25 protein-coding genes are annotated in these 25,562 nt (G+C 63.3%); 11 read left to right on the top strand and 14 right to left on the bottom strand.

The features are described 5' to 3' along the window. On the top strand, positions 1–1,350 hold the full coding sequence (gene pabB / locus MST27_RS08465) for an aminodeoxychorismate synthase component I (protein WP_243605528.1): 1,350 nt from the start codon (positions 1–3) through the stop codon (positions 1,348–1,350). A gap of 24 nt (positions 1,351–1,374) precedes the next feature. Here pabB and thrH read toward each other — a convergent pair whose 3' ends face one another. After that, entirely contained in the window at positions 1,375–1,992 is a 618-nt protein-coding gene (thrH, locus tag MST27_RS08460) for a bifunctional phosphoserine phosphatase/homoserine phosphotransferase ThrH (RefSeq protein ID WP_243605527.1), read from the bottom strand. A gap of 187 nt (positions 1,993–2,179) precedes the next feature. On the opposite strand from thrH, the gene MST27_RS08455 reads away from it, so the two are divergent. Next, entirely contained in the window at positions 2,180–2,914 is a 735-nt protein-coding gene (locus tag MST27_RS08455; RefSeq protein ID WP_243605526.1) for a phosphoadenylyl-sulfate reductase, read from the top strand. Positions 2,915–2,974: 60 nt separating this feature from the next. On the opposite strand, the gene cysB is transcribed toward MST27_RS08455, so the two are convergent. Together cysB and MST27_RS08445 are read right to left on the bottom strand one after the other, a co-directional pair. Continuing rightward, complete coding sequence (gene cysB / locus MST27_RS08450; protein ID WP_243605525.1) at positions 2,975–3,949, bottom strand: HTH-type transcriptional regulator CysB; 975 nt, start codon at positions 3,947–3,949, stop codon at positions 2,975–2,977. A 262-nt stretch (positions 3,950–4,211) separates the two neighbouring features. Beyond that, positions 4,212–5,168, bottom strand: a complete 957-nt coding sequence (locus MST27_RS08445; RefSeq protein ID WP_243605524.1) for a putative 2-dehydropantoate 2-reductase — start codon at positions 5,166–5,168, stop codon at positions 4,212–4,214. A 226-nt stretch (positions 5,169–5,394) separates the two neighbouring features. On the opposite strand from MST27_RS08445, the gene MST27_RS08440 reads away from it, so the two are divergent. Beyond that, entirely contained in the window at positions 5,395–6,471 is a 1,077-nt protein-coding gene (locus MST27_RS08440; protein WP_243605523.1) for a 3-deoxy-7-phosphoheptulonate synthase, read from the top strand. A 62-nt stretch (positions 6,472–6,533) separates the two neighbouring features. Here MST27_RS08440 and MST27_RS08435 read toward each other — a convergent pair whose 3' ends face one another. Beyond that, positions 6,534–6,815 (bottom strand): GNAT family N-acetyltransferase, encoded by a 282-nt coding sequence (locus MST27_RS08435; RefSeq protein ID WP_243605522.1) that lies wholly within the window; start codon positions 6,813–6,815, stop codon positions 6,534–6,536. Between the two features lie 408 nt (positions 6,816–7,223). On the opposite strand from MST27_RS08435, the gene MST27_RS08430 reads away from it, so the two are divergent. Continuing rightward, positions 7,224–7,478, top strand: a complete 255-nt coding sequence (locus MST27_RS08430) for an Lpp/OprI family alanine-zipper lipoprotein (protein ID WP_014853168.1) — start codon at positions 7,224–7,226, stop codon at positions 7,476–7,478. 79 nt (positions 7,479–7,557) lie between these two features. On the opposite strand, the gene MST27_RS08425 is transcribed toward MST27_RS08430, so the two are convergent. The 3 genes from MST27_RS08425 to MST27_RS08415 all read right to left on the bottom strand — a co-directional run bounded on the left by MST27_RS08425 (position 7,558) and on the right by MST27_RS08415 (position 9,525). Then, entirely contained in the window at positions 7,558–8,523 is a 966-nt protein-coding gene (locus MST27_RS08425; RefSeq protein WP_243605521.1) for a L,D-transpeptidase family protein, read from the bottom strand. Between the two features lie 70 nt (positions 8,524–8,593). Then, positions 8,594–8,875: a hypothetical protein gene (locus tag MST27_RS08420; protein WP_243605520.1), complete on the bottom strand. Its 282-nt coding sequence runs from the start codon at positions 8,873–8,875 to the stop codon at positions 8,594–8,596. A 44-nt stretch (positions 8,876–8,919) separates the two neighbouring features. After that, a complete protein-coding gene (locus MST27_RS08415) occupies positions 8,920–9,525 on the bottom strand; it encodes an arylesterase (RefSeq protein ID WP_243605519.1) in 606 nt (201 codons plus the stop codon). A 10-nt stretch (positions 9,526–9,535) separates the two neighbouring features. Between MST27_RS08415 and MST27_RS08410 the strand changes: the two genes are divergently transcribed. From MST27_RS08410 to MST27_RS08390, 5 genes are all read left to right on the top strand, one after another. Beyond that, positions 9,536–10,219, top strand: coding sequence for an ABC transporter ATP-binding protein (locus tag MST27_RS08410; protein ID WP_243605518.1), 684 nt, complete (start codon positions 9,536–9,538; stop codon positions 10,217–10,219). Then, a complete protein-coding gene (locus tag MST27_RS08405; protein WP_243605517.1) occupies positions 10,216–12,717 on the top strand; it encodes an ABC transporter permease in 2,502 nt (833 codons plus the stop codon). The genes MST27_RS08410 and MST27_RS08405 overlap by 4 nt, the downstream gene beginning before the upstream one ends. A 39-nt stretch (positions 12,718–12,756) precedes the next feature. After that, on the top strand, positions 12,757–13,254 hold the full coding sequence (gene greB / locus MST27_RS08400; protein WP_243605516.1) for a transcription elongation factor GreB: 498 nt from the start codon (positions 12,757–12,759) through the stop codon (positions 13,252–13,254). Positions 13,255–13,707: 453 nt separating this feature from the next. Continuing rightward, positions 13,708–14,649, top strand: coding sequence for a triacylglycerol lipase (locus MST27_RS08395; RefSeq protein ID WP_243605515.1), 942 nt, complete (start codon positions 13,708–13,710; stop codon positions 14,647–14,649). 52 nt (positions 14,650–14,701) lie between these two features. Further along, positions 14,702–15,709 carry a lipase secretion chaperone gene (locus tag MST27_RS08390; RefSeq protein WP_243605514.1) on the top strand — a complete coding sequence of 336 codons (1,008 nt, stop codon included), beginning with the start codon at positions 14,702–14,704 and terminating at the stop codon, positions 15,707–15,709. Positions 15,710–15,711: 2 nt separating this feature from the next. Here MST27_RS08390 and MST27_RS08385 read toward each other — a convergent pair whose 3' ends face one another. After that, positions 15,712–17,124 (bottom strand): MltF family protein, encoded by a 1,413-nt coding sequence (locus MST27_RS08385; protein WP_243605513.1) that lies wholly within the window; start codon positions 17,122–17,124, stop codon positions 15,712–15,714. Between the two features lie 167 nt (positions 17,125–17,291). On the opposite strand from MST27_RS08385, the gene MST27_RS08380 reads away from it, so the two are divergent. Both MST27_RS08380 and MST27_RS08375 read left to right on the top strand, forming a co-directional pair. Next, a complete protein-coding gene (locus MST27_RS08380; RefSeq protein ID WP_243605512.1) occupies positions 17,292–18,104 on the top strand; it encodes a TatD family hydrolase in 813 nt (270 codons plus the stop codon). A gap of 94 nt (positions 18,105–18,198) precedes the next feature. Next, positions 18,199–19,671 (top strand): methyl-accepting chemotaxis protein, encoded by a 1,473-nt coding sequence (locus MST27_RS08375; RefSeq protein WP_243605511.1) that lies wholly within the window; start codon positions 18,199–18,201, stop codon positions 19,669–19,671. A 3-nt stretch (positions 19,672–19,674) separates the two neighbouring features. Here MST27_RS08375 and MST27_RS08370 read toward each other — a convergent pair whose 3' ends face one another. The 6 genes from MST27_RS08370 to MST27_RS08345 form a co-directional block, all read right to left on the bottom strand. Next, entirely contained in the window at positions 19,675–20,472 is a 798-nt protein-coding gene (locus MST27_RS08370) for an acyl-CoA thioesterase (RefSeq protein ID WP_243605510.1), read from the bottom strand. A gap of 108 nt (positions 20,473–20,580) precedes the next feature. Further along, a complete protein-coding gene (locus MST27_RS08365) occupies positions 20,581–22,566 on the bottom strand; it encodes a transglutaminase TgpA family protein (RefSeq protein WP_243605509.1) in 1,986 nt (661 codons plus the stop codon). Then, the gene (locus tag MST27_RS08360; RefSeq protein WP_243605508.1) at positions 22,563–23,522 is read right to left on the bottom strand and encodes a DUF58 domain-containing protein; all 960 of its coding nucleotides are present in this window, start codon (positions 23,520–23,522) and stop codon (positions 22,563–22,565) included. The genes MST27_RS08365 and MST27_RS08360 overlap by 4 nt, the downstream gene beginning before the upstream one ends. A gap of 33 nt (positions 23,523–23,555) precedes the next feature. Continuing rightward, complete coding sequence (locus MST27_RS08355) at positions 23,556–24,473, bottom strand: AAA family ATPase (protein WP_243605507.1); 918 nt, start codon at positions 24,471–24,473, stop codon at positions 23,556–23,558. Positions 24,474–24,591: 118 nt separating this feature from the next. Next, positions 24,592–25,194, bottom strand: a complete 603-nt coding sequence (locus MST27_RS08350; protein ID WP_243605506.1) for a flavin reductase family protein — start codon at positions 25,192–25,194, stop codon at positions 24,592–24,594. Between the two features lie 83 nt (positions 25,195–25,277). Further along, positions 25,278–25,556 (bottom strand): hypothetical protein, encoded by a 279-nt coding sequence (locus MST27_RS08345; protein ID WP_243605505.1) that lies wholly within the window; start codon positions 25,554–25,556, stop codon positions 25,278–25,280. Between the last annotated feature and the right edge of the window lie 6 nt (positions 25,557–25,562).

Genomic DNA, 25,562 nt, shown 5'->3' with positions numbered 1-25,562 from the left:
ATGCCCTCCTGTTCGATATACCCACTACCCTACCTCGCCGATCCGGCGCCCTGGTTCGAGCGGGTTCGCCACGCGCCAGGCGCGATTCTGCTGGATTCCGGCCGCCCGACCGCCACACGAGGCCGCTACGACCTGTTGAGCGCATGGCCACTGGAAGTCGTCGAGCCATGGCCTGACGAGTCTGGCGGCGCATTTTTCGAGCGCCTGCGCGCGACCACGCGAATGCTTGGCCCGGCGCAAGCCCCCAAGGGCATTGCATTGCCCTTCGTTGGCGGCTTGCTGGGTTTCCTCGCTTACGACTTTGGCGCGCGGCTGGAGCGCCTGAAAAGACTGTCCAACGACGACCTCGCGTTGCCGGACGCCCGATTCGGACTCTATTCCTGGGCACTGGTCAGCGACCACCATCTGGGGACTTGCCAGTTGGTGTTCCATCCAACGCTGGCCGATGGCGAGCGTCAACGAATCATTCGCCTCTTCGGCGCCGAGACGCTCACCGCGCCCAGCTCCTTTCGCCTGCGCGGGCGCTTCGAGCCCGACCTGCAAGCCGACCAATATCGACAGGCGATCGAACGCATCCATCGCTACATCACGGCCGGCGACTGTTATCAGGTCAACTTCGCCCAACGCTTCCGCGCGCCTTACGAGGGCGACCCGTGGGAAGCCTACAGGCGGCTCCGCGCGGCCTGCCCTACTCCTTACGCAGGTTTTGTTTCGCTGGGCAGCGATGCCATCCTGAGCCTTTCGCCTGAGCGGTTCCTGCGTCTGAGCGAGGGCCAAGTCGAAACCCGACCGATCAAGGGAACCCGCCCTCGTCACGCCGATCCCCGCGCCGATGCCGAACAGGCCCAGGCGTTGCTCGCGAGCGCCAAGGATCGCGCCGAAAACCTGATGATCGTCGATCTGCTGCGTAACGACCTGGGACGCACCTGCCAGACCGGCAGCGTCAGAGTGCCCGAGCTTTTCAGCCTGGAGAGCTACCCGAACGTCCACCATCTGGTCAGCTGCGTAACCGGCACCCTGGCGCCCGGCAAAGACGCCCTGGATCTGCTGGCCGGCAGTTTCCCTGGCGGATCGATTACCGGTGCCCCGAAGATTCGAGCCATGCAGATCATCGACGAACTGGAACCTACTCGCCGGTCGATCTATTGCGGATCGTTGCTGTATCTGGATGTGCGAGGAGAAATGGACAGCTCCATTGCCATCCGCTCGCTGCTGATGAAGGACGGGCAGGCCACATGCTGGGGTGGAGGCGGCATCGTCGCGGACTCTGACTGGCAGGCCGAGTATCGCGAGTCAATGGACAAGGTCGGGGTATTGATGAGAACGCTGGAGTGCGCCGCCGAGCCTTGACCGTTCGGCGCACCCGGGGCTCGGTCAGAGGCTCAGCTTGCGGTTGGACGCCTTGATGAATTCCTGCTTGAGCGCATCGAAGGTATGCACGGCCGGGAACTGCGGGAACTCGCGGATGACGTTGTCGGGCGCGTGGAACAGAATACCGGCATGCGCCTCGGCCAGCATGGTGGTGTCGTTATACGAATCGCCTGCCGCGATCACACGGTAATACAGACTTTTCAGCGCGATGACCGACTGACGCTTGGGATCCTTCTGCCGCAGCTGGTAATCCACGACCCGATCCGAATCGTCGGTGATGAGGCGATGGCAGAGCAACGTCGGGAAGCCGAGCTGACGCATCAGCGGCTGGGAGAACTCATAGAAGGTATCCGACAGGATCACGACCTGGAACCGCTCACGCAGCCAGTCGACGAACTCGACAGCGCCATCCAGCGGCGTCAGTGTCGAGATGACCTTCTGAATGTCAGCGAGCTTGAGCCCGTGCTCGTCGAGAATCCGCAGGCGTTGCTTCATCAGCACGTCGTAGTCGGGGATGTCGCGCGTCGTCGCCCGAAGCGACTCGATTCCGGTGGCCTCGGCAAAGGCGATCCAGATTTCCGGAACCAGTACACCTTCCAGGTCGAGACAGGCAATTTCCACGGGGCCACTCCTCAAAGCAGAAAAATTGGAGCCGGCACTCTAACGGCATGCCCCGAGGGACGCAACGCAACGCTTATTCCGTGAAGAATGGGTATGGAAGCCTAAAGGTTATTTAGCGGAATAAAGCGGCTTTGCTACCATCCCCGGCCTGCAAAGAGCGCACAGCGCCAGATTAGGAAACCGCCTGATGAGCCAATCAATCGATGTCGCCGAGCTGGCCACCGCCTATGCCGGCAAGTCCCCGCAACAGATTCTCCAACTCGCTTTCGACCTGTTTGGCGATGACCTCTGGGTCTCCTTCAGTGGCGCCGAAGATGTGGTGTTGCTGGACATGGCCTGGAAGCTGAACAAGAGCGTCAAGGTCTTCACCCTCGACACAGGGCGCCTGCACAGCGAGACCTACCGTTTCATCGAGCAAGTACGCGAACACTACGGTATCGCCATCGAGATCATGACGCCCGATCCCGCGCTGCTACAGCCCATGGTCAACAAGAAAGGCCTCTTCAGCTTCTACCGCGACGGTCATGGCGAGTGCTGCGGCATCCGCAAGATCGAGCCCCTTCGCCGCAAGCTCTCCAGCGTACGCGCCTGGGCTACAGGCCAGCGACGCGACCAGAGCCCCGGCACTCGCAGCCAGGTGTCGGTGCTGGAAATCGACACGGCGTTTTCCACGCCCGAGAACACCTTGTACAAATTCAACCCCCTCGCCCAAATGACCAGCGAGGAGGTCTGGGGCTACATCCGCATGCTGGAGATTCCCTACAACAGCCTGCATGAGCGTGGATTCATCAGCATCGGATGCGAACCCTGCACCCGCCCAGTCCTGCCGAACCAGCATGAGCGCGAGGGGCGGTGGTGGTGGGAGGAATCGACGCAAAAAGAATGCGGGCTCCACGCCGGCAATCTCATTGCGAAAAGCTGACGCGCCGTATCGCGCTCGTGGTTCCTGGATGGAATCACAAAGGGCGCGAGCGCTTGCGCGCTAGAACGTCGGCAACTCCACGTTCTCGAACAGGGCATCCAGCTCGGCCTTGTTGCGACACTGCACGGCACGCTCGAGCATGTCCTTGTCGAGGTGCGGCGCGAACGTCTGGATGAAGTCGCACATGAATCCTCGGAGAAAGGTGCCGCGGCGGAACCCGATCTTGGTGACGCTTGGCTCGAACAATTCGCTGGCATCGAGCACGACGAGATCGGGGTCGTGCTGGGCGTCGACGGCCATCCGCGCCAGGATGCCCACGCCAAGCCCCAGGCGAACGTAAGTCTTGATCACGTCAGCATCGGCGGCGGTGAAGACCACCTTGGGTGACAACCCCTTGTGACTGAAGGCCTCGTCGAGCTTCGAACGCCCGGTAAAGCCAAACACATACGTCACGATCGGGTACTCGGCCAACGCTTCCAGCGTCAACTTGCCCCGTTTGCTGAGTGGGTGATCCTGTGGCACGACCACGCAGCGATTCCAGCGATAGCAGGGCATCATGACCAAATCGCCGAACAGCTCCAGCCCCTCGGTGGCGATCGCGAAATCGACGGTACCGTCAGCGGCCATCTCGGCAATCTGAGTGGGGGTTCCCTGGTGCATGTGCAGCGAGACATCGGGGTATTGCTTGATGAAGCGACTGATCACCGGCGGCAACGCGTAACGTGCCTGGGTATGGGTCGTGGCAATGCTGAGGGTGCCGCGTTTCTCGTTAGAGAACTCCTGAGCGATCTGCTTGATGCTTTCACACTTGCGCAGGATTTCGCCGGCAGTGGCAATGATCCGCTCACCGGCAGGCGTTACACGTGTCAGGTGCTTGCCGCTGCGGGCGAACACTTCGACGCCGAGCTCGTCTTCGAGCAGGCGAATCTGTTTACTGATGCCAGGCTGGGAGGTGAACAGGCTTTGCGCGGTCGCCGAGACGTTGAGGTCATGATGCGCCACCTCCCAGATGTAACGCAGTTGCTGAAGCTTCATAGAGATCCCTCGAGACCATGGCGCTGCACGCCACCCTTTTCTTATAACCGTTGCAGCCGTCGTGCGGATTCTAGGGTATATCGCTCAAGTTGGCCCGACGCTCCACGGACGTCTCTCATCGAATGAGACGCCGGTCAACCAGAACGCTGGCGGTATATGAACGCGCCCACCGCCGTGCAGCGAAATCGGACCGAACCGGCATGAAATGAGCTTAGCAGGCCGCCGGAAAAGCACTACCGGACCAATACGCCGTCCAGCGGCCTCATTGCCGCGCACCGGATTCTGCATCGAGAAAGCGTAACGCGCGGTACAGAGACTCCACGCGAGGCATCGCTAAGCCGACCTGCTCCGCCGCAGCCAGTGGCGCCGCGTAGATTGCATCCAGCTCCATCGGCCGCCTCTCCTTGTGGTCGTGGTACATGCTCGGCAGGTAGTCCGGCATGTGATCGGTGGCCATCAGCATCCGCTCCACCAGCACCTCGGGCAGCGGGTGACCACAAGCGGCGGCCGCACCGCAGGCTTCCTCCATGATCGCCTTGACCAACGCACGACTGTCAGGATTGCCCATCAGCCTGGAGGTGCCCGCGTTCAGCAAAACCGAGAGGCCGTTGTAAGGCATGTTCCAGACCAGCTTCTGCCAGCGCGCCTGCGCCAGGTTCGGCGCTGCGCTGGAGTCAACGCCGGCCTTACGGAACATGGCCGCCCCTTCCTCGACCAGTGCTTTCTGTTCCAGATCAGTCGCGGGACCGGAGTGATAGCCGAGGTTGATACCGCCCAGGGCTTGGTGTTCGACGACACCCGGCGCTGAACGATGGACGCATATGAAGCAGAGCCCGCCGAGTAGATGAACACGCTCGGGCAGTGCTTGCCGCAGTGCATCCTCCACGCCAAGGCCGTTCTGCAGGACCACGACCTTGGCATGCTCGGCGGAGGCTTGCGCGATCAACGGCGCCAGGGCGTTGTTGCTGGTACTTTTTGCACCGACGAGCACCCAGTCGCATTTCGGCATGTCGGCAGCGTCTCGATAGGCCTGTACGCCGTCGAGATGCAAGCGGCCGTGTATCGCACTGTTCACCAGCAAGCCGTTCTCGATGACCGCCTCGTATTCACTACGCAGCAGGAAGTGCACGTCGTAGCCGGCGCGAGCCAGCAGAACGCCGTAGAAGCCGCCAATCGCGCCTGTACCTATGATGCCGATGCTCGGGCCGGTCGCAGTCATGAAACTCTCCATACGATGTCAGGGAACAACCGCTGCGCGGATGCGCGAGGCGAAACAGTAACAGCGTCCAGCCACTCCTTCCCAGTATCCGGCCCGTAAGACTTCCAGGCCATTGTCGGGGCGGAGCATCCGCGCTAAGGTTCCGCTTTCCCGCTGCGCCCCACGCTCTGATCCGCCGCACCGGGATGGCTGGCGGACGGCATCCGTGATCCTGACGAGTAACACGATGGCTGATTTACCGATCGATGACCTTAACGTTGCGTCCAACGAGACCCTGATTACTCCGGACCAGCTCAAGCGTGAAATTCCATTGACCGCGACTGCGCTCCAGACGGTCTCGAAAGGTCGCCAGGTCGTGCGCGACATCCTCGACGGCAAGGACCATCGTTTGTTCGTAGTGGTGGGCCCCTGCTCCATCCATGACCTGAAAGCCGCACACGAGTACGCCGAACGCCTGAAGGGTCTTGCGACAGAAGTCGCCGACAGTCTGTTTCTGGTGATGCGTGTCTACTTCGAAAAACCGCGCACGACGGTCGGCTGGAAAGGCCTGATCAACGATCCCTACATGGACGACTCCTTCAAGATCCAGGATGGCTTGCACATCGGCCGACAGCTGCTGCTAGACCTGGCGGAAATGGGCCTGCCGACCGCCACCGAGGCGCTCGACCCCATTTCTCCGCAGTACCTGCAGGACCTGATCAGCTGGTCCGCAATCGGGGCGCGCACCACCGAATCCCAGACGCATCGGGAAATGGCATCCGGCCTTTCCTCGGCCGTCGGCTTCAAGAACGGCACCGATGGCAGCCTGACCGTCGCGATCAACGCCTTGCAATCGGTATCCAGCCCGCACCGCTTCCTCGGCATTAACCAATCCGGTGGCGTCTCGATCGTCACGACCAAGGGCAACGCCTACGGTCACGTGGTCCTGCGTGGCGGCAACGGCAAGCCGAACTACGATTCGGTCAGCGTCGCGATCTGCGAACAGGCACTGAACAAGGCTGGCATCCGTCCGAACATCATGGTCGACTGCAGCCACGCCAACTCGAACAAGGATCCGGCCCTTCAGCCCTTGGTGATGGACAACGTCGCCAACCAGATCCTAGAAGGCAATAACTCAATCGTGGGCTTGATGGTCGAGAGCCACCTGGGCTGGGGCAACCAGTCAATTCCGAAAGATCTGGCGGACCTGCAATACGGCGTATCCATCACCGACGCCTGTATCGACTGGGAGACAACGGAAAAAGCGATACGAGGCATGCACCAGAAGCTTAAGGACATCCTGCCAAAACGCACCCGGAGCTGATGTCGCAGAGAGTTGGAAAGGACCCCGTCTTGGCGGGGTCTTTCAGTTTTGCCTGCACCTAATCAAGCGTCATCCCGCTCGCCTGCCTGGCGCTCCATGTAACGTTCGACATACGAACACGAAGGAATGACGGTGAATCCCTCCCGGGCGGCATAGTCGAGCGCATGCTGAGTCAACGCAGCTGCGACCCCGCGCCCCCGAAGCGCATCCGGAACGAAGGTGCGATAGATATCCAGCGTCTGCTTGCCAAGATCGACATAAGCCAGGTACGCGCGATAGCCGTCCACCGTGGTTTCGAACTGGTGGCCCGTCCGGTCGTGGCGGATAGTCAGCTGTTCGCTCATATGGCCTCCCAAGCAGGCGTGTTTGCCTGTCAATGGCGAAGGTCACGCCGACGAGGCGTGCTTGCTTCATTGTTGTTAGTTGACCCCGCATCCTACTGCCAGCCCTGCACGGCGACAAACGCTTTGATGCATCTAACCGCACTTCGCCAAGCCGGATTCATATATCCCTGCGCCGGACGAAGTGCAACTTTCCGGTGCGCTGCCGGTCCATGTAGCGTGCGCAACGAGCACCGGCTGGATGCTTTTTGAGCATTCCAATCAGTGGGTACGTTGCACGAAACGAGTTTGCAGAAAAAACTGTGCAGTTGCTGCTTGACTCAGTTTACTTAGCGCAACTAATAGGTAGTATGTGCGCGCCAACTTTCCATAACGGAAGTTGCCATGGATTCCATCCTTAAGGGGAACACGATGAACAACGTTCTGAAATTTTCTGCTCTGGCATTCGCCGCAGTACTGGCCACTGGTTGCAGCAACAGCATGACCAAGGAAAGCGAAGCCCGTCTGACCGCTACCGAAGATGCTGCTGCCCGTGCTCAGGCTCGCGCTGACGAAGCGTACAGCAAGGCCGACGAGGCTCTGCAGGCTGCTCAGAAGGCTCAGCAGACTGCTGACGAAGCCAATGAGCGCGCCCTGCGCATGCTGGAACGCGCCAGCCGCAAGTAAGCTTTCAGGCGAAAAAAAGCCGACCTGCAAACAGGTCGGCTTTTTTATGCGTGTCATTCAGCCGCGGCGGACTACGGCATCAGAAAATCTGTTCGTCCTCTGCCGCCGCCAGCGCCTGGGCCTGATCGGCAATCTGAATCGGCAGGCCGTCTTCTCCCGCCACGATTTCGCGAATCATCTCCCAATCCAGTTGCAGTCCACTGGCCGCCTCGTCGCGCTTGAGAAGCGTATTGATCACGACTGCGTGCTTGTCCATAAGCGTCATGTGGTGGTCTTCGTCCTGCAACGGCGTGTGCGCCTCCAAGTAGACCTTGCCCTGGCTCAAACCGAACTTGTAAGGCTCGTCGATGATACGAACCGGCGTCCCCACCTTCACCAGTCCGGCCAGTTCAAGAACGTTGTGGTTGAGCATGCGGAAACAACCATGACTGACCCGCATGCCGATCCCGAATTTCTTGTTGGAACCGTGAATGAGATAACCAGGGATGGCCAGATTCATCTTGTACGGCCCGAGTGGGTTATCCGGGCCCGGTGGTACGACCTTAGGCAGTGGGTCACCTTCGGCAGCGTGCTCATCGCGGATCGACTGCGGCGGGTACCAGGCCGGATTGCTGGTCATGGCTGAAATGCGGGTGTTGCCTACGGGCGACCCCCACCCTTCACGACCGATGCCCAGCGGGAAGGTATGCACCACGTTCTCGCCCTTGGGGTAGTAGTACAGACGGTACTCAGGCAGGTTGATGACGATCCCTTCGCGTGGTCCTGGCGGCAGGATGAAACGCGTTGGCAGAATGATGTCCGTCCCTTCGCCGGGGAGCCAGGGATCAACCCCCGGATTCGCCGCCACCATCTCCAGATAGCCGAGATCATGCGCTTCGCCCAGCGCCGCAAAGGTGTCTTCGTACCTGGCCTTGACCACCTGGATCTGGCCAACCACGTCCTCGCCTTCCGGTGGCAATGGCAGTTCAAGCGCAGCGCTTTGACCTGCACCCAGCAGAGCAGCGATAGACACACAGGAGGCGACTGCAAACGCGCGCGAGAGCATTCAGAATTCCTTGGAACGAGGATGATGGAAATTGCTGGCCATTGTACGCGAAGCCAACGGAGACGCCGAGCTACCAGACGTTCGCGGCAGACGGAAGGCCGCGACGCTGCGCCTGCAGGGCGTCGCGACAGGCCGCGCATAGGCGCCGATCCTTCAGTGCCGGTCGCTGCAAATCCTCCCAGCGCGGCTGAGCCGGAAGAAAACCACCACAGAGGGTGCGATCGACCTGACCGTTGAGTTCGAGCTGCCGCAGCGCCAGATGAAAGCGATTTTCACGGCAGGCGAACAGGTCGAACTGCTCGTCGGGCACGATCATTCTGTAAGCGAAAAGGGTCCAGGCTGGCCGCGGCATCTAAGGCTCCAATCAAGGGGCGCGACAGTAGCCGCGCCCACGTATCAAAGCAAGGGCTCGAGCACCGGCCAGACGTTTTCCAGCAGCTTTTGCTGGGCATCCGCGGTCGGGTGTACGCCGTCGGCCTGCATCATCCCCGAGACGCCACCGACACCTTCGAGGAGAAACGGTACATAGGCGAGCTGCTTCTCCTCGGCAAGCGAGTCGAACACGCCGGCGAAGGCGCTCGTGTAGCGCTGGCCAAGGTTGGGCGGTAGACGCATGCCAAGCAGCAAGACCTGGGCGCCCGACTCGCGGGACAGCGCCACCATTTGCGAAAGATTCTGTTTCATTTGCGCCGGTGGTTGGCCGCGCAACCCATCGTTGCCCCCCAGCTCCAGGATCACCAGCTCGGGGTCGTGCTCGGCGAGCAGCACAGGCAGCCTGGAGAGCCCGCCAGCCGTGGTGTCGCCGGTAATCGAGGCATTCACCACCTGGTGATCGAGCCCCTCCTGCTGCAGGCGTTGTTCGAGCAGATGCACCCAACCTTGACTGGTTTCCAGGCCGAAAGCGGCGCTGATACTATCCCCGACCACCAGCAGCGTGCCTGCCGCAGTTCCTTGCGCCCAGCACAACAGCAGCAGAACCCCACCTTTCAGCCACATTCGCATCGGATTCTCCATGAGCGCCAGCATTCTCAATGCCCGGAACCTTAGCAAAGTGGTACCCAGCGCGGAAGGCGAGCTGGTGATCCTTGAAGACCTTTCCCTGGACCTCGCCAAAGGTGACAGCCTGGCTATCGTCGGCACGTCGGGGTCGGGCAAGTCGACTCTTCTCGGCCTGCTGGCAGGCCTGGACCTGCCCAGCACCGGAGAAGTACGTCTCGCCGGTAACCTGCTCGGCTCGCTGGACGAAGACCAGCGAGCCAGGGTTCGGGCCGAACATGTCGGCTTCGTATTTCAATCCTTCCAGCTGCTGGACAGCCTCAACGCACTCGAGAACGTCATGCTGCCACTGGAGCTGCACGGTCGTCCGGACGCCGAAGCGCAGGCGACCAGGCTGCTGGACCGTGTCGGACTTGGCTCTCGCCTGCACCATTACCCGCGACAGCTCTCCGGTGGCGAACAACAGCGCGTTGCCGTGGCACGCGCATTCGCCGCCGAGCCCGATGTCCTCTTCGCTGACGAACCTACCGGAAATCTCGACAGCCACACCGGCGCAACCATTACCGAGCTGCTGTTCGAACTGAACCGCGAGCGAGGCACCACCCTTGTGCTGGTCACTCATGACGAACGCCTGGCACACCGCTGCCAGCATTCGATCCGCCTCGAAGCAGGCCGCCAGATCAGCGGCCAAAGCGCATGAGGTCGGTTCCCGCCAGTCGACTGGCCAAGCTCGCTCTGCGCCAACTGTGGCGTGACGCCCGCTCTGGCGAGTTGCGGGTCCTGTTCTTCGCCCTGGTCATCGCTGTGGCCGCGAGTACGGCCATCGGTTACTTCGGGGCACGCCTGAACGACGCCATGCAGCTACGCGCGACCGAATTCCTTGGTGCCGACCTGGTCCTGCGGGGCAGCGCACCGGCTGAGCCGGAACAAATCGAAATCGGACGCAACCTCCAACTGGATCATTCGCAGGTCGTCGAGTTTTCAAGCGTCATCGCGACCGACGAAAACCTGCAGCTTTCCAGCGTCAAGGCCGCGGATAGCAACTACCCACTGCGCGGTACGCTTCGCAGTGCACCGGCGCCCTACGAGGCGGAGCAGCCGAGCCAGGGCCCCGGCCCGGGTGAAGCCTGGGCAGAGGCCCGATTGTTCGCTGCGCTGGACTTGAGCATCGGTGACGACATCGAGGTCGGCAACAAAAGGCTGCGCCTCACTCGCGTCCTGACCTACGAGCCCGATCGGGTGGGCGACTTTTACAGTCTTACCCCTCGAGTGCTCATGCACCTGGATGACCTCGCGTCGACTGGTGTCGTGCAACCCGGCAGCCGTGTGCGTTACCGCGAGCTGTGGCGCGGCCCAGGTGAACAGCTCGCAGCTTATGAGCGCGCGGTCCGCCCTACGCTCGAGCCGAACCAGCGCCTTGAAACACCCAAGGACGGCAATCGCCAGATTGGTGGCGCCCTGGGCCGTGCCGAGCGCTACCTGAACCTGGCGAGCCTGGCTGCCGTGCTCTTGGCTGGCGTCGCCGTTGCGCTGTCCGCCGCACGCTTCGCGGCACGTCGCTTCGACGCCAGTGCGCTGCTGCGCTGCCTGGGCCTCTCGCGGCGCGAGGCTCTGACGCTGTACGGGTTCCAGTTAGGCTATCTAGGCCTGTTCGCCTGTGCCGTCGGCGCCCTGCTGGGCTGGGTCGCCCAGCTCGGACTGTTCCACCTGCTGAGAGAGTTGATCGTCAACGAGATCCCGCCTGCTACTCTCTGGCCGGCGCTCGCGGGGATGGCAACCGGGCTCGTGGCACTGGCCGGCTTTGCCCTGCCACCGCTCGCCGCTCTCGGTCGTGTTCCGCCCCTGCGCGTGCTGCGCCGCGACATGCTGCCGGTCCCCGCCAGCTCCTGGCTCGTCTACGGCACGGCAGTAGCCGCGCTGGGCGTAATCATGTGGCGGCTGAGCCTGGACCTGCGCATCACTCTTGCGCTGCTCGGCGGAGGTCTGCTGGCGACGGTGGTGCTTGGTGGCCTGTTGTTGCTGACCCTGCGAGGCCTGCGCCAGATGCTTTCCGGCGCAGCGCTGCCGTGGCGCCTGGGGTTGGGCCAATTGCTACGCCATCCGCTTGCCGCGGCCGGCCAATCACTGGCCTTCGGCCTGATTCTTCTCGCGATGGCCCTGATCGCATTGCTGCGTGGCGAACTGCTCGACACCTGGCAGGACCAACTGCCAGCGGACGCACCGAATCACTTCGTGCTCAATGTGCTACCGGCCGAGCGCGACGCCTTTGCCGGCCGCATCGCCGCGCTTTCGGACCACGCCGCGCCCCTGTACCCGGTCGTGCCGGGGCGGCTTGTGGCGATCAACGGAGAACCGGTTCGCCAGCAGGTCACCAAGGACAGTCAGGGCGAGCGCGCGATTCGCCGTGACCTCAGCCTCACCTGGTCGCAAGACCTGCCCGCCGACAACCGGCTCAGCGCCGGCCGATGGTGGGGCGGCGAACCCGGCGAGCTACCGGGCGTGTCGGTCGAAGCCGAACTGGCCGAAAGCCTGCAACTGTCACTCGGCGACCGGCTCAGCTTTACCGTCGGTGGCATCACGCGCGATGCGAGCGTGACCAGCTTGCGTGAAGTGAACTGGGACAGCTTCCAGCCAAACTTCTACATGATCTTCGAGCCCGGCACCCTGCGCGACATGCCGACAACCTACATGACCAGCTTCTACCTGCCCGCCGGCCAGGAGCGAGAGCTGGTCAAGCTGGCCCGCGACTTTCCGTCCGCCACGCTGTTACAGGTCGACGCCCTGCTGTCGCAGTTACGCAGCATCCTGATGCAGGTGTCCATCGCGGTCGAGTACGTCCTGATGTTCGTTTTGGCCGCAGGCCTTGCGGTTCTGTTCGCCGGCTTGCAAGCCACGCTGGATGAACGTATTCGCCAGGGTGCGTTGTTGCGGGCACTGGGCGCCGAACGCCGGCTGCTTATTCGGGCAAGGCGCACCGAGTTCGGCGTGCTTGGTGCAGCCAGCGGCGCGTTGGCCGCGCTGGGATGCGAGCTGGTGAGCGCCTTGCTCTATCGTTTCGCTTTCGACCTTCAGTGGCAACCGCACCCCTGGCTACTGACATTGCCCCTGATAGGTGCCGTGCTGGTTGGCACGGCCGGCGTGCTCGGAACCCGACGTGCGCTCAACGCCAGCCCATTGAACGTGCTGCGTGAAAGCTGACCCCAGCGCGCAGCGACAACCGACAGAACCGGAAGATCCATGAGCCGCTACCGCCCACCCCGCCCCGCGGGCACCCCGCTGATCACGCCAGAAGGCGAAGCCCGACTGCGCGCCGAGCTGCATGAACTCTGGCATGTCAAACGCCCGCAGGTCACCCAGTCGGTCAGCGAAGCGGCAGCCCAAGGCGATCGTTCGGAAAATGCCGAATACACCTACGGCAAGAAGATGCTTCGTGAAATCGACAGTCGGGTCCGCTTCCTGACCAAGCGGCTGGAAAAGCTCAAGGTAGTGAACGATCGGCCAAGCGATGCCAGCAAGGTGTATTTCGGCGCCTGGGTGACGCTCGAGGATGAAGACGGCGAGCAGGCCCGTTACCGGATCGTAGGCCCGGATGAGCTGGACCTGAAGATCGGGCATATCAGCATCGATTCGCCCTTGGCACGAGCCCTCGTTGGCAAACCGCTGGATGCGGAGGTGCAGGTCCAGACACCGACAGGTCCGAAATACTGGTACATCGTCTCGATCGACTATCCGTGACCAATCGGCTTCGTGACCTTGCGGTAGAAAAAAGACTTATAGGTCACGATTTACGTCGAAAACGCTCCGATTTGAGCGCCGAATGTCGCGATAGAACACAATGCTGCGCACACGTTCCGCCTGGTAACACTTATTGAGCTTCAACCCGCGCGGCCAACCTCGCCCAAACGGAATGTACATCAAGGCGCTAGAGCGGATTACGGCTCCTGCCGTGCAGGCTGGCACGATAGCTGCGGTACTGAAGCGGCAGTACGCGCGGGGCGCGGTGAAAAGGCGAAGGACCGCTCAGGGGGCCTGTATGGTCGGTGACCACTTGAGCCAAGGCTTGCGCTGTTTCGCGGCTGCACCCCGGGGACGCTCCCCGGGGCCCCGGTTGCAGCCTTCGTCCGTTCGAGCCGAGTCATTCACTGACCCCACGGGCCGGGAGCTTGATACCCAAAGACGAGTGCCTCAATGAACAACAACAAGAAAATGCTTGCCCTCACCCTTGGCGTTGCCCTCTCCGCCTCGGGCTCGGTTAACGCCAGCCTGTTCGGCTCCAGCGGCTATACCGAGACTCGCTACCCAATCGTCCTGGCGCACGGCATGCTGGGCTTCGACAGCCTGCTGGGCGTCGACTACTGGTACGGCATTCCTGCCGCGCTGAGGCGCGACGGCGCGCAGGTCTATGTCACTGAAGTGAGCCAGCTCAACACGTCCGAACTGCGCGGCGAAGAACTGCTGGCCCAGGTGGAGGAAATCGTCGCCATCAGTGGCAAGCCGAAGGTCAACCTGATCGGCCACAGCCATGGAGGCCCCACGATCCGCTATGTCGCCGCCGTCAGGCCGGATCTGGTCGCATCGGTCACCAGCGTCGGCGGTCCGCACAAGGGTTCGGACGTAGCGGACCTGCTGCGCAGGATTCCCGAGGGTTCCACCGAAGAAGCCATCGTTGCAGGCCTCGTCAATGGCATGGGCGCGCTGATCAATTTCCTTTCCGGCAGTAGCAGCACGGCGCCGCAGAACTCCCTCGGCAGCTTGGAATCGCTCAACAGCGAGGGAGCCGCCCGTTTCAATGCCAAGTACCCGCAAGGCGTGCCCACTACCGAATGTGGCGAAGGCGCGTACAAGGTCAATGGCGTTCGCTACTACTCCTGGAGCGGCACCAGCCCCCTGACCAACCCGCTGGATGTCAGTGATGCCATGATGGGCGCCGCATCACTGGCTTTCGAAGGCCCGACCGATGGACTCGTGGGCCGCTGCAGCTCTCATCTGGGCATGGTCATCCGCGACAATTACCGCATGAACCATCTGGACGAGGTCAACCAGGTATTCGGCCTGACCAGCCTGTTCGAGACCGACCCGGTCAGCATCTATCGACAGCACGCCAATCGCTTGAAGAACGCAGGGCTTTAAGCATCGACGGGGCCATCCAGGCCCCGGATACCTGTGCGAGGGCATCGAGCCGATGAAGATTCTTTTCCCGTTGTTCCTGCTGGTCGTGGGCGTCAGTCTCGTTGTGCTCGATCAGGACGCAGACAGGCCCCTGATCGATCAGCCAGCCGCCGAAGCCGGCGCCGCTCCGAACGCAGCAACGACCAAGCATGAAGGTGAGACGCCGCCTGCGCCGGCCCCGGACCTGGCGCGGCTACCGGCTTCTCTTAGCGGAACCCGAGTGGACGGAACCCTGCGCACGGATTCGTCAGGCAACCTGCTGGTCGACCGGGAGGTCAGGCAGGTCTTCGACTATTTCCTCAGCACCTTCGGAGAGGAACCGCTCAAGACGAGCGTGGCGCGCCTGCGCCGGCACCTCGAGACGCAGCTGGCACAGCCCGCACGCGGCCAGGCGTTCGACCTGCTAGGCCGTTATCTCGACTATCGGCGCCAGTTATTGGTGCTCGAGCAGACGCATCCGCTCAAGGCGGATTTGGAAGGCTTGCGCAGTCGACTGCATGCCGCACAGCAACTGCGCGAAACTCTGTTCAGCGAAGAGGCTCATCGAGCCTTCTTTGCTGACGAGGAGGCGTTGGATCGCTTCACCCTGCAACGGCTGGCCATACGTCACGACCCGCAGCTGGATGCCGCTGCCAAGGGAGAAGCGCTCGACCAGCTCAAGCGCAGCCTGCCGCCAGCGATGCTCGATGCCCTGACGCCGGCCATGCATCTGGAGCTGAACCAGCAGACCCGTGCGCTGCGGGCCACCGGAGGATCCCCGGAGGCCTTGCGCGCGCTGCGCCAGCAACTGGTCGGCAACGAGGCGACTCGCCGACTGGAGAAGCTGGATCTCGAAAGACAGGCCTGGCGCACGCGACTCGCCGGCTATCAGCAGGAAAAGGCGCGCATCGAGCGCAGCCGGGGCTTGAGCCAGGCGGACAAGCACACCGCGATCACCCTGCTCGCCCGTGAACGTTTCGACGAAACCGAGCGTTTGCGCCTGGCTGCTTCCGAAGAGCGGATCGCGCAGAAGCGCCACTGACGCTATTTCGCAGCGCTTTGCGGGGCCCCTTCCAGCAGGTAGCGCTCGCGCGAATAGGCCAGGTAGTACTTGTTCACTGCATTGACGTAGCTGACCACGCCCATGCCCATGGTTTCCATCGCGACGCGTTCCACCTGGAAGAACCATTGATCCGGGTTGAGCCCGCGCCGTCGGGCTTCGGCACGCAGGCTCTGGACACGCTGCGGGCCGAGGTTATATGCGGCCAGCACGAAGGCCATCCGCTCGCGGTCGTTGAGCCTGGCACTGGCGAAAAACTGCCGGCGGATACTTGTCAGGTACTTCGCGCTGGCCAAGACGTTGTTGTCCAGCGAGCTGATATCGCGCACGCCCATGCTGCGGGCCGTCGTGGGCGTCACCTGCATGAGGCCGGTTGCGCCCGCCGCACCCCGGGCGGCGGGGTTGAGCGTAGACTCCTTGAACGCCACCGCGGCGAGGTTGAGCCAGTCGAGCTCCTGCTGCTGGGCGTAACGCTGCAAGGTTGGACGGACCTTTTCCAGCCGCTGCCGGCCCAGGCGATCCAATGGATACTGAACCCGATACAGCCGCCGGTAGACCCTCACGAATGCCGCATCCTGGTTGTCTGGCGGGCTGTAGCGCTCGAGGAAACGGTCGACCCTGGCGCGCAGGGTCCGTGCATCCTGCCGCACGAACCAATGCATGTCGGCCGGCTCGCCGAGCGTCAGCGCCGTTTCAAGGCGCAGCTTAGGCATCACCTTGGCCCAGCGTTTGGCGATACTGTCTTCGACGACCGTGGCGGCATAGATACCTGCCTGCACCATCTCGAGGACATCCTCGACCGCCAGCGTCGGGTCGACCCATTCGATCGCAATCGGCGACTTTCCGGCCTCCATCAGCTCCTGGTTCAGTTGCGCCAGCAACGGCCCGGCGGCGCTCCCGGCAGGCAATGCCAGGCTACGGCCCGACAGCTGCTGAAGCCGCTGGTAACGCGGGCCGCCCTGGCGACCGACAAGAATCATCGAAACCTTGGGGACCACCGCCCTGCTGCGACTGACCTTGCGCACGCCAGCCGAGTCGAGCAGCTCGCCGGGTGCGACGAGATCACCTTCCCCACGCTGCAGCGCGGCGAGCAGTTGGTCCTTGGCCTTGGGCACGATTTCCAGATGGATCGGCATGCCTTTACCGCTGCGGTTGAGGAACTGCTCGAAGGCACGCAGCCGCACATATTCGACGCCAATGGCTTCGCCCTTCACTTCACCCGAACTGTTACGGCTCTGGTTGACCAGCACACGCAACACACCGCTGCGGCGAATCTCGGCCAGATCGCGTACCGTATCGCCCGCTTGCCAACAAGCGACCGGCCCCACAACGCGGGCAGTCGCCGGCCAGGGCGCCAGCGCCAACAGGCAGAGCAGCAAGGGCAGCAGTCGGATCATCGAATGGCTCGAAAGAGGGGTGGCCAGGCGGGGCTGGGCCGCGCCAAGCGGCGAAGGTTCTCACAGCGAGCGAAACGCCGCCAGCCGAATGCGATCAATCACCTCAAGAACGAATCACAACCAATTGAAAAATAACGTTATATTTTGATTTCATAAGCGAGAACCGCATGCAACTGGTCGATATTGGCGTCAATCTGACCCACCCCTCACTGTTGAAGAACGCCGTCGCCGTGCTGGAGCGCGCCTACGCGGCCGGCGTCGGGCAGATGATCCTGACCGGCACCAGCCTTGAGGAAAGCGAAACGGCGCAACGCCTCTGCCAGGAGCTGGACGAGAGCCGGCAACGCCTGTTTTGCACCGCTGGCGTTCACCCGCACGATGCGAGCCAGTGGACAGCCGAGAGCGGCGCCGAGCTCAACGGCCTACTGAAGGAGCCCGAGGTACGTGCGGTGGGTGAGTGTGGACTGGACTTCAACCGCGACTTCTCGCCTCGTTCGCAGCAGGAACGCGTACTGGAGGAACACCTTCAGCTGGCTGCCGAGACGGGCCTCCCCGTGTTCCTTCACGAGCGCGACGCGGACCAGCGCATGATCGAGCTGCTTCGCCACTTCCGTGATCGGCTGAGCGCGGCTGTCATTCATTGCTTCACCGGGGAAAAGCGCGCGCTCTATGGCTACCTCGACATGGACCTGCACATCGGCATCACCGGCTGGATCTGCGACGAGCGCCGCGGAACGCATCTGCACCCGCTGGTCCGCGATATTCCTGCCGGCCGGCTCATGCTGGAGACCGACGCTCCTTATCTGCTGCCCCGTACCTTACGGCCCAAGCCAAAAAGCGGCCACAACGAGCCGGCCTTCCTGACTGAGGTGCTACGCGAAGTCGCACGCCACCGAGGTGAAACCGAGGTTGAGCTTGCCCGACATACCACGGCAACCGCGCGGCGTTTTTTCCGGCTGGACACCATCGAGACAGGCTGACCCTCAAGCCACCGGGCAACCTGCCGTTATATGAACGGGTTCTCATCGTACGGCTGAGCAACCCCCTCCCCCTACCAGACAAGAAAGGGCCGCCATGTTTCTTTGGATACGTGACCTGTCGCTGAAGTACAAATTCTGGGCCCTGAACATGGTGAGCTTCGCCATCAGCCTGATGTTGGTGGTGTTCGCGTTGCACCTCGAACAGGACGTGCGCAGCCAGGACGCCAGAATGCATGCGCAGCGGATGGCCGCCGTCCTGCAGACCTGGCCCCAGGACGCTCCGGCACCGGTCATGGATGAGATCGTCCGTGCCGCTGCAGGAGAGCCGATCAGGATCGACGGCCAAAGCCTGCCAGCGACCCGTGGGTGGGTCGACCTTGAGCATGATCGGTTTCTCTCCGAGTCGCCCGTCATTGGCGCCGCGCTGGTGAATGCCGGGGCGAACGGCACACTGGCGGTCGTGGCCCGATCGCCCAGCGTCTGGCAGCTGTTGAGTACTCATTTCTTCAGCTATGCAGCGGCCGTTGCCGTGCTAATGCTCGTCCTGCTGGCCGCCTCGCAATTGCTGATCCGTTTCCTGCTGAGCCATCTGAACACCCTCAAGGACGTCATGCTGCAGGTCGAGCGCAGCGGCGATCTGGCCATGCGTGTGCCGCTCGACAGCCGCGACGAGGTGGGCCAGATGGCCAGTGCCTTCAACGCCATGCAGGCCGGCTATCAGCGGATCGTAGGGACCGTGGCGCAGGCGGCGACTCGGCTGGATGACGGCGCCGGCCGGCTAGCGTCGAGCATGAGCGAGGTGCGCCAAGGCATGATCGGGCAACAGAACGAAACCGATCAGGCGGCAACAGCGATCAACGAGATGACGGCCACCGTTCATCACATCGCGGAACATGCGCGCGCCACGCGTGACCAGTCTCAACGCGCAGACGGGCTCGCCGGCGAGGGACAGCAGGTCGTGGCGCGGGTTGAGCGATCGATCTCGTCGCTGTCGCTGGGCGTCCAGCAGACTGCGGAAACCATTGGCCAACTGGCTGCAGACAGCCAGAAGATCAATGGTGTCGTCGGCGTGATCCATGACATCGCTGAGCAGACCAACCTGCTTGCGCTCAATGCGGCCATCGAAGCGGCGCGCGCCGGCGAGATGGGGCGTGGATTCGCGGTGGTAGCCGATGAAGTCCGCAACCTCGCCAAACGCGTCCAGCTCTCGACCGAAGAAATCACCCAGATGGTGACGGGCCTGCAAGCGATGACCCGCGACGCGGTCGAGTTCATGCAGGACAGCTCGCTGAAAGCTGATGACTGCGTGCGCGAGGCCCGCGAAGCCGGCACTGCGCTCGAGGCCATCACCCAGGCCGTCGCGCAGATGCGCGAGAGCAATACGCAGATTGCCGTCGCCGCTGAGCAGCAGAGCGGCGTCGCCGAAGAGCTGAACCGCGCTGTCACCGTCATCCGCGACGTGACCGAGCAGACCGTCCAGCAGACCGTCGCCTCGGCCAATACCAGCGTTGAACTGGCAGCGCTGTCCGGCGACCTGGGCAAGGCGATCCAGCAGCTCAAGCTCTAGCCGCTACCCGAACACCGTCACCGTCTGACGGCTCAGCGCAACAAGTTCTCCGGCGGCGGTCCACAGGCCCGCCGCGCAGTGCCCATAGCCATCCTGCGCATGCTCGATGATCGCCCGATAACGGCACCACTCGTGGGTGTCGAGCGTGGGCAGGGGCTGCACGAACTCGATCGTCCAGGTCAGCGAGCTACCCGGTGCGAACCCGTTGAGATGCGGCAATACCGCGGGAGGCCAGGCATCGACCAATGCCAACAGGTGCGAGACGGTTACCCGCTCTCGTATCACCTCGCCCCGCTGGCGGACCCAACCACCCATTTCCCGTGACCGGTTACCCGAGAATGGCAAGCCGCCGATTCCCCAACGCATCGCCAGATGCCGAGTGAATTCGGGTGGCACACCCGGCACGTAGGGCAATTCCTGGCAGGCCTCGACCGGTGGTAGCTCCGGCGCCGGCTCCGCTTCGACGCGCACGGCCGACTCACGCGGCGCGCCGAAGCTGCCCTGGACCAGCGTCACGACCTGGCCGTCCTGCACGGCGCGACCCAACACCTGACTCACCGCGCGACCCTCCCGTAGCACTTCGGCTTCCAGGCTGACCGGTTTATCCACCTGCAGCGGGCCGACGAACGTGATCGCCAACGAGCGCACCGGCCGGTCGTGCGGAACGCGCGCCTGCATGGCTTCGAAGACCAGCGCGGCGGCCAGGCCACCGAAGCCGGCGCGACCTTGGCCCCAACTGGCGGGAACTACCAGAGCTTGCGGATTGGCACGCGCGGCTTGAATCAGTTCGGAAAGTGTCATGTCGACCTCGAGTTGTTGTTCTGCGGGCATGCTATGACGGCAGCTCTCCGACCGGTAGACGGCCCCGCCGGCTGATTGACGAGTTATCGCAGTCGCCAATGATGGCCGCTATCGGCGCCGCCCCCAACCCAACTGCCGCTTAAGCTGCGCAAGCGAGCGGTGCAACGCAGGCAAGGCGTCGGATTCGCCACCGTAGCGCAGTCGCTCATAGCCATGCGCAAAACTGCGGATGGGCTCCGCCGCATCTGGCAGGGCGCGAGCGGCCCGTTCAGCGAAATCGCGCGCGCCTTCGCCACGGGCGCGCGTCACGCCACGCCGCGCCAAGGCCCGCTCGAAGCGGCGAAACAGCCGCTTTTGAGGATCGCGCTCGCGCTTCCAGGGCTTGAGCAGTACCACCGCAAGCAACAGGACGAACGCGGCACCGACGACGACCATGATCAGCCCCAGCCGGCCACCGTCGAGCTTGCCGAAGACGCTGCGCAGCAGGTCCAGCTGACGTTCGCCCTGATAGCCGAGCACCCAACGCTGCCAGCCATAGTTGAGGCTATCCCAGCCAAACCGCAGCTCATTGAGCCAGCCGATCTGGCGATAGCGGCGCAGATCCATCGGCGTGCCTTCGAAGAGGTCCTGCTCATCGGCGAGCGCCTCTTCCAGCCCTAGCTCTATGCGTTCGGGAGCAACCTGGAAGGTGGGGTCCACACTCACCCAACCGCGCCCCTGTAGCCAATACTCGACCCACGCATGCGCGTCCAGCTGGCGCACCGAGAGATAGTTGCCCGAAGGGTTGAGCTCGCCGCCCTGGTACCCGGCCACGACCCGAGCCGGAATTCCCGCGGCTCGCAGCACGAACGTCATGGCACCGGCATAGTGGATGCAGAATCCGCGACGGGTGTCGAAGAGGAAGCCATCCACGATGTCCGCCCCGACAGCTGGGGGGCGCAACGTATAGGCGTAGGGTTGACGATTGAAGTGCATGAGCAAGGTCTGGACAAGCGCCTCAGGCTCGGGATGCTGGCGGCGAAGCTCGACCGCCCACTCCCGGCTACGCGGATTGCCGCCGGGCGGAAGCTGCAGCGCCCGCGCCAGGGTATCGGCCGGTGCGACCGGCTCGCGCTGTGCTTGCGGCCAGGATGTCACCTGATAAAGCAGGGCCTGATCGACCGGGCGCGCACGCTGCAGCTGGAAATCAGGCATCAGTTGCGCCTGGTTAGCCTCCAGCTCGGGCACATCCAACGCATAAAGCCAGGGGCGACCGCTTGGCTGCATGACGATGCTGTAGCGCAGTGGCGCCCCCTCGGGCGTCCAGGCGGGCGGCGTGGAAGCCGGGGCACGAGCGGCTTGTGACCAGCGCCGACCGTCGAACCGCTCGAAAGTGACGGCGCGCCAGTAAAGCGCGTCGCGCGCCGGGACGGGTCCCTCGAAACTGGCGCGAAATGCCAGCTGGCCGGAACGGCTTAGCTGCGCAATATCCCCTGGCGACATGCTGTCGGCCAGTCCCGTCACACCCTGGTCGCTCGGCTGCGGCAACGACCACAGAGGCCCCAACCGTGGGAAGAACACGAACAACACCAGCATCAAGGGCACCGCCTGCAGCATCAGCGAGCCGGCCAGTCGCAATGTTGACCAGGGATGCGTTTCGACCCGACTCTGCTGCAGCCCGATCATGGCCGCGAGCAAAGCGGTAACTGGAAGCAGGCTGTACACACCGGCGACCAGGCTGTCATTGAACAGATAGCTGGTAACCACCGCAAAGAAGCCCAGAAAGACCAACACCAACGCGTCGCGCCGGCTGCGCATTTCGACCAGTTTGAGGATGAAGGCCGCGATCAACAGCACCGCACCGGCGTCCAGCCCGATCAGGCTGCCACGGGACAGGTACACCCCTGCACCGGTGCCAATCATCATTGCCGCCTTCACCCAGCTGCGGGGATAGCGCGCGCGCATGCGAAAGATCTGCACGCGCCAGGTCGCACAGGTCAGCCAGAGCCCGATGATCCACAAAGGCAAATGGCCAAGATGCGGCAGGATCACCAACACCTGTGCCACCAGCAACCAGAGCAGTCCGTTACGCGGGATCGGCTGGACGACGCTCACGCGGTGCGCTCCTGCTGCGAACCGAACAGGGCCAGCGCGCGAAGGCATTGTGCGCGGTGCTCAGCACCCTGATCCGGGCCTATCTGCTGGCCGTCGATGATCAGGCTGAACGGCTGCAGCCGCGCCGAAAGCTCGACCACCCAATGACAGAGCACGGACAACCGTGACTCGAGATCGCCACCAAGGGCATCCAGATCAAGCATCGGCTCTTGCCCTGCCAGCGCAGCGAAATCCTTGACCAAGAGACCTTGTCCGCGCGAGTAGGCCTTCCAGTGCAGTCGGCGCCGCGAGTCGCCCGGCTGCCATTGCCGCAAGCCCTGATAATCATCGACACCACGCCCGGAAGCCCGCGCGCCCTCTTCGTCCCCAAGGGCTCCGATGGTCGGCGGTAGCTCGGCCTCTTGCGGGTTTGGGTAAACCAACGCTGCGAGTTGCAAATCGACCCAGCTCCAGGCGACCAGGATGCCGAGCGGGAAACGGCTCTCCACACGCAGGCGTCCGGGGCGAAGCCAGCCGCGCCGTTCGGTCGGCAGGCTCAGCTCGACCTCACAGGTCCCGCCCGGCGGGACGTCGATAACCTGCAAGCCGCTCTTTGGCCAACCCAGCGCCACAGCCTGATAGGTGCGCGTCGGGCTTTCCAACCGCACCCGCAGGCGGGCGTGCTCACCCAGGAAAACCGCCTCGGCCCCACCCGCTTGCAGAACGAGTCCGGCCAGGTTGCGCCAGGTATGCAGAATCGTCACGACAAAAACCGAGCCGAGCAGAAAGGTCAGCGCATAGGCCAGGCTGTTCTGGTAGTTGATCGCGGCAAGCAGCATGAGCAGCATCGCCACGAGGTAGGCCAGGCCTATCGCCGTCGGCATGATGAATATCCGGCGCTGATCGAGGCGTACGCTCGGACCGGGCGGGATGCGCTGCAGCAGCCAGCGATCGCGAAGCCTGGGCAGCAGTCTCATGGGCGCATCCTCAACGGGCCGCGGTGCGTGGGATCAAAGGACGGGCACTTCACGCAACAGCCATTGCACCAGGGCTCCACCGCCGTGGCCGGTCGCATCTGCCCGCTCGCGCAGGCGGTGGCCAACTACCGAGGGCAACACGGCCTGGACGTCTTCGGGAATCACGTAGTCGCGACCGTCGAGATAGCCCCAGGCGCGGGCGGCGGCGAGCAGCGCAAGGCTTCCCCTCGGCGACAGTCCCCAGGCGAACTGGGGCTGAGTGCGAGTCGCCTCGACCAACCGCAGGACGTAGTCGACCAGCGCATCGCTGACACGAACGCCGGCGACCTCCTGTTGAACGGCACGCAGCGCGGTGCGATCGAACTGCGGCTCGAGGCGAGCCAGGAGATCGCGACGCGAGTCGCCGAGCAACAGGGCTCTTTCCGCAGCCTTGGCCGGATACCCCAGCGAAAGGCGCATGAGAAACCGGTCCATCTGTGACTCGGGCAAGGCGAAGGTGCCGCCCGAGCTCACCGGGTTTTGCGTGGCCACGACGAAAAACGGTTCCGGCAATGGTCGAGTAGCGCCCTCGATGGTGACCTGACCCTCTTCCATGGCTTCGAGCAGGGCACTCTGGCTCTTCGGCGTGGCGCGGTTGATCTCATCGGCCAGAATCAGCTCGGCGAAGATCGGGCCGGGGTGAAAAACGAACCCGGCGCTCTCCTTGTCGAACACCGAAGTGCCGAGGATGTCGCCCGGCAACAGATCCGAGGTGAACTGTATGCGCTGGAACTCCAGCCCCATGATGCGCGCCAATGCGTGGCTGAGGGTCGTTTTGCCCATGCCGGGCAGGTCCTCGACCAGCAGATGCCCACGTGCCAGCAGGCAGGCCATGGCCAGTCGCACCTGAGATTGCTTGCCGAGCAGGACTTCATTGACCGCTCGCAGACAGACATCCAATCGGGCACGCATACGACTCTCCTTTGTTCGTTCCGGCGATCCTACCGGGCCCTGAGGCTCAGGCAAGCCGATCGAAACCTGCGGTGACGAAGTTGTGAACGGCCGCTTGCCTCAGCCGCCGGCAAGACCGTCAGGGCCGCTGCATCTCGAAGCGCTCACGGGTATAGCTGTAGGCAGCGCCACCGAGCCGGCCAACCAGATCCAGCCGCGCAGCATCGACGCGACCGCGCTTGTCCAGCACGGCATCGTCGATGTGTGCCATCAGCACCTCCGCGAAGATCAGCTGGCAGTTGGGCGACTGGGCCGGGTACGGGAGTATCTGCGCCACGCGGCATTCGAAGGCGACCGGCGCTCCGATCACGCGTGGCACCGCTACCAGCCGCGACGGCTCGCTGGCGATACCGCAGTGCTCGAACTCGCTCAGCCCGTGGGCAAGCGCTGCGGCGGAAGCGTTCATGGCCTCGGCCTGCTCGGCACTGACCAGTTGCACCACCAATTCGCCCGTTTCCTGAGCGTTGCGCGCGGTGTCCTTTGGCTGGCCGTTCTTCAAGCCGACATTGATCAACAGCGTCGGCGGCTCGCTGCTGATGACCTGAAAGAAGCTGAACGGCGCGAGGTTGCTCACCCCGCCACTGGAGCAGGTCGAAACCCAGGCAATGGGACGCGGCGTTACCGTGGACGTCAGCCAACGGTAGGCATCCTGGGGCGCCAGGGTGGAAAAATCGAGTTGCATGCTTGGGTTCCTGCCGGGTCGAGGCGACCGGCGTGACGGGTGATACGGTGGCGGCCGATGCGACCGCCACGTGAGAGGACGACTCAGCGACCGGCGCGTGACTCACGCAAGTAGAAGCGTGCCTTCTTGGCCTTGTCGACGCAGCCCTGGTAGGCCTCGAACTGCTGCTGGGTCTTGGCGCCGGTCAGCAGGGCCATCGCCTTGGAGTAGCTGACGGTGCCAGCAAAACCTTCCGCCTCGGCCAGGCTCTGTTCTTCCCAGGCAGCGTCGAGCTGCGAAGCGCAGCTGTCCCGGTAGGCGGTCTTCCCGGCACAGCCGGTCAGGGCCAGTGCGATCAGTGACACACAGATCAGGTTCTTCATCGATAC

It is taken from the genome of Stutzerimonas marianensis, assembly GCF_022810315.1.
Classification (GTDB): Bacteria; Pseudomonadota; Gammaproteobacteria; order Pseudomonadales; family Pseudomonadaceae; genus Stutzerimonas; species Stutzerimonas marianensis.
The sequence above is the reverse complement of the archived record's forward strand: the minus strand, read 5'-3'. Positions and strand labels throughout refer to the sequence as shown.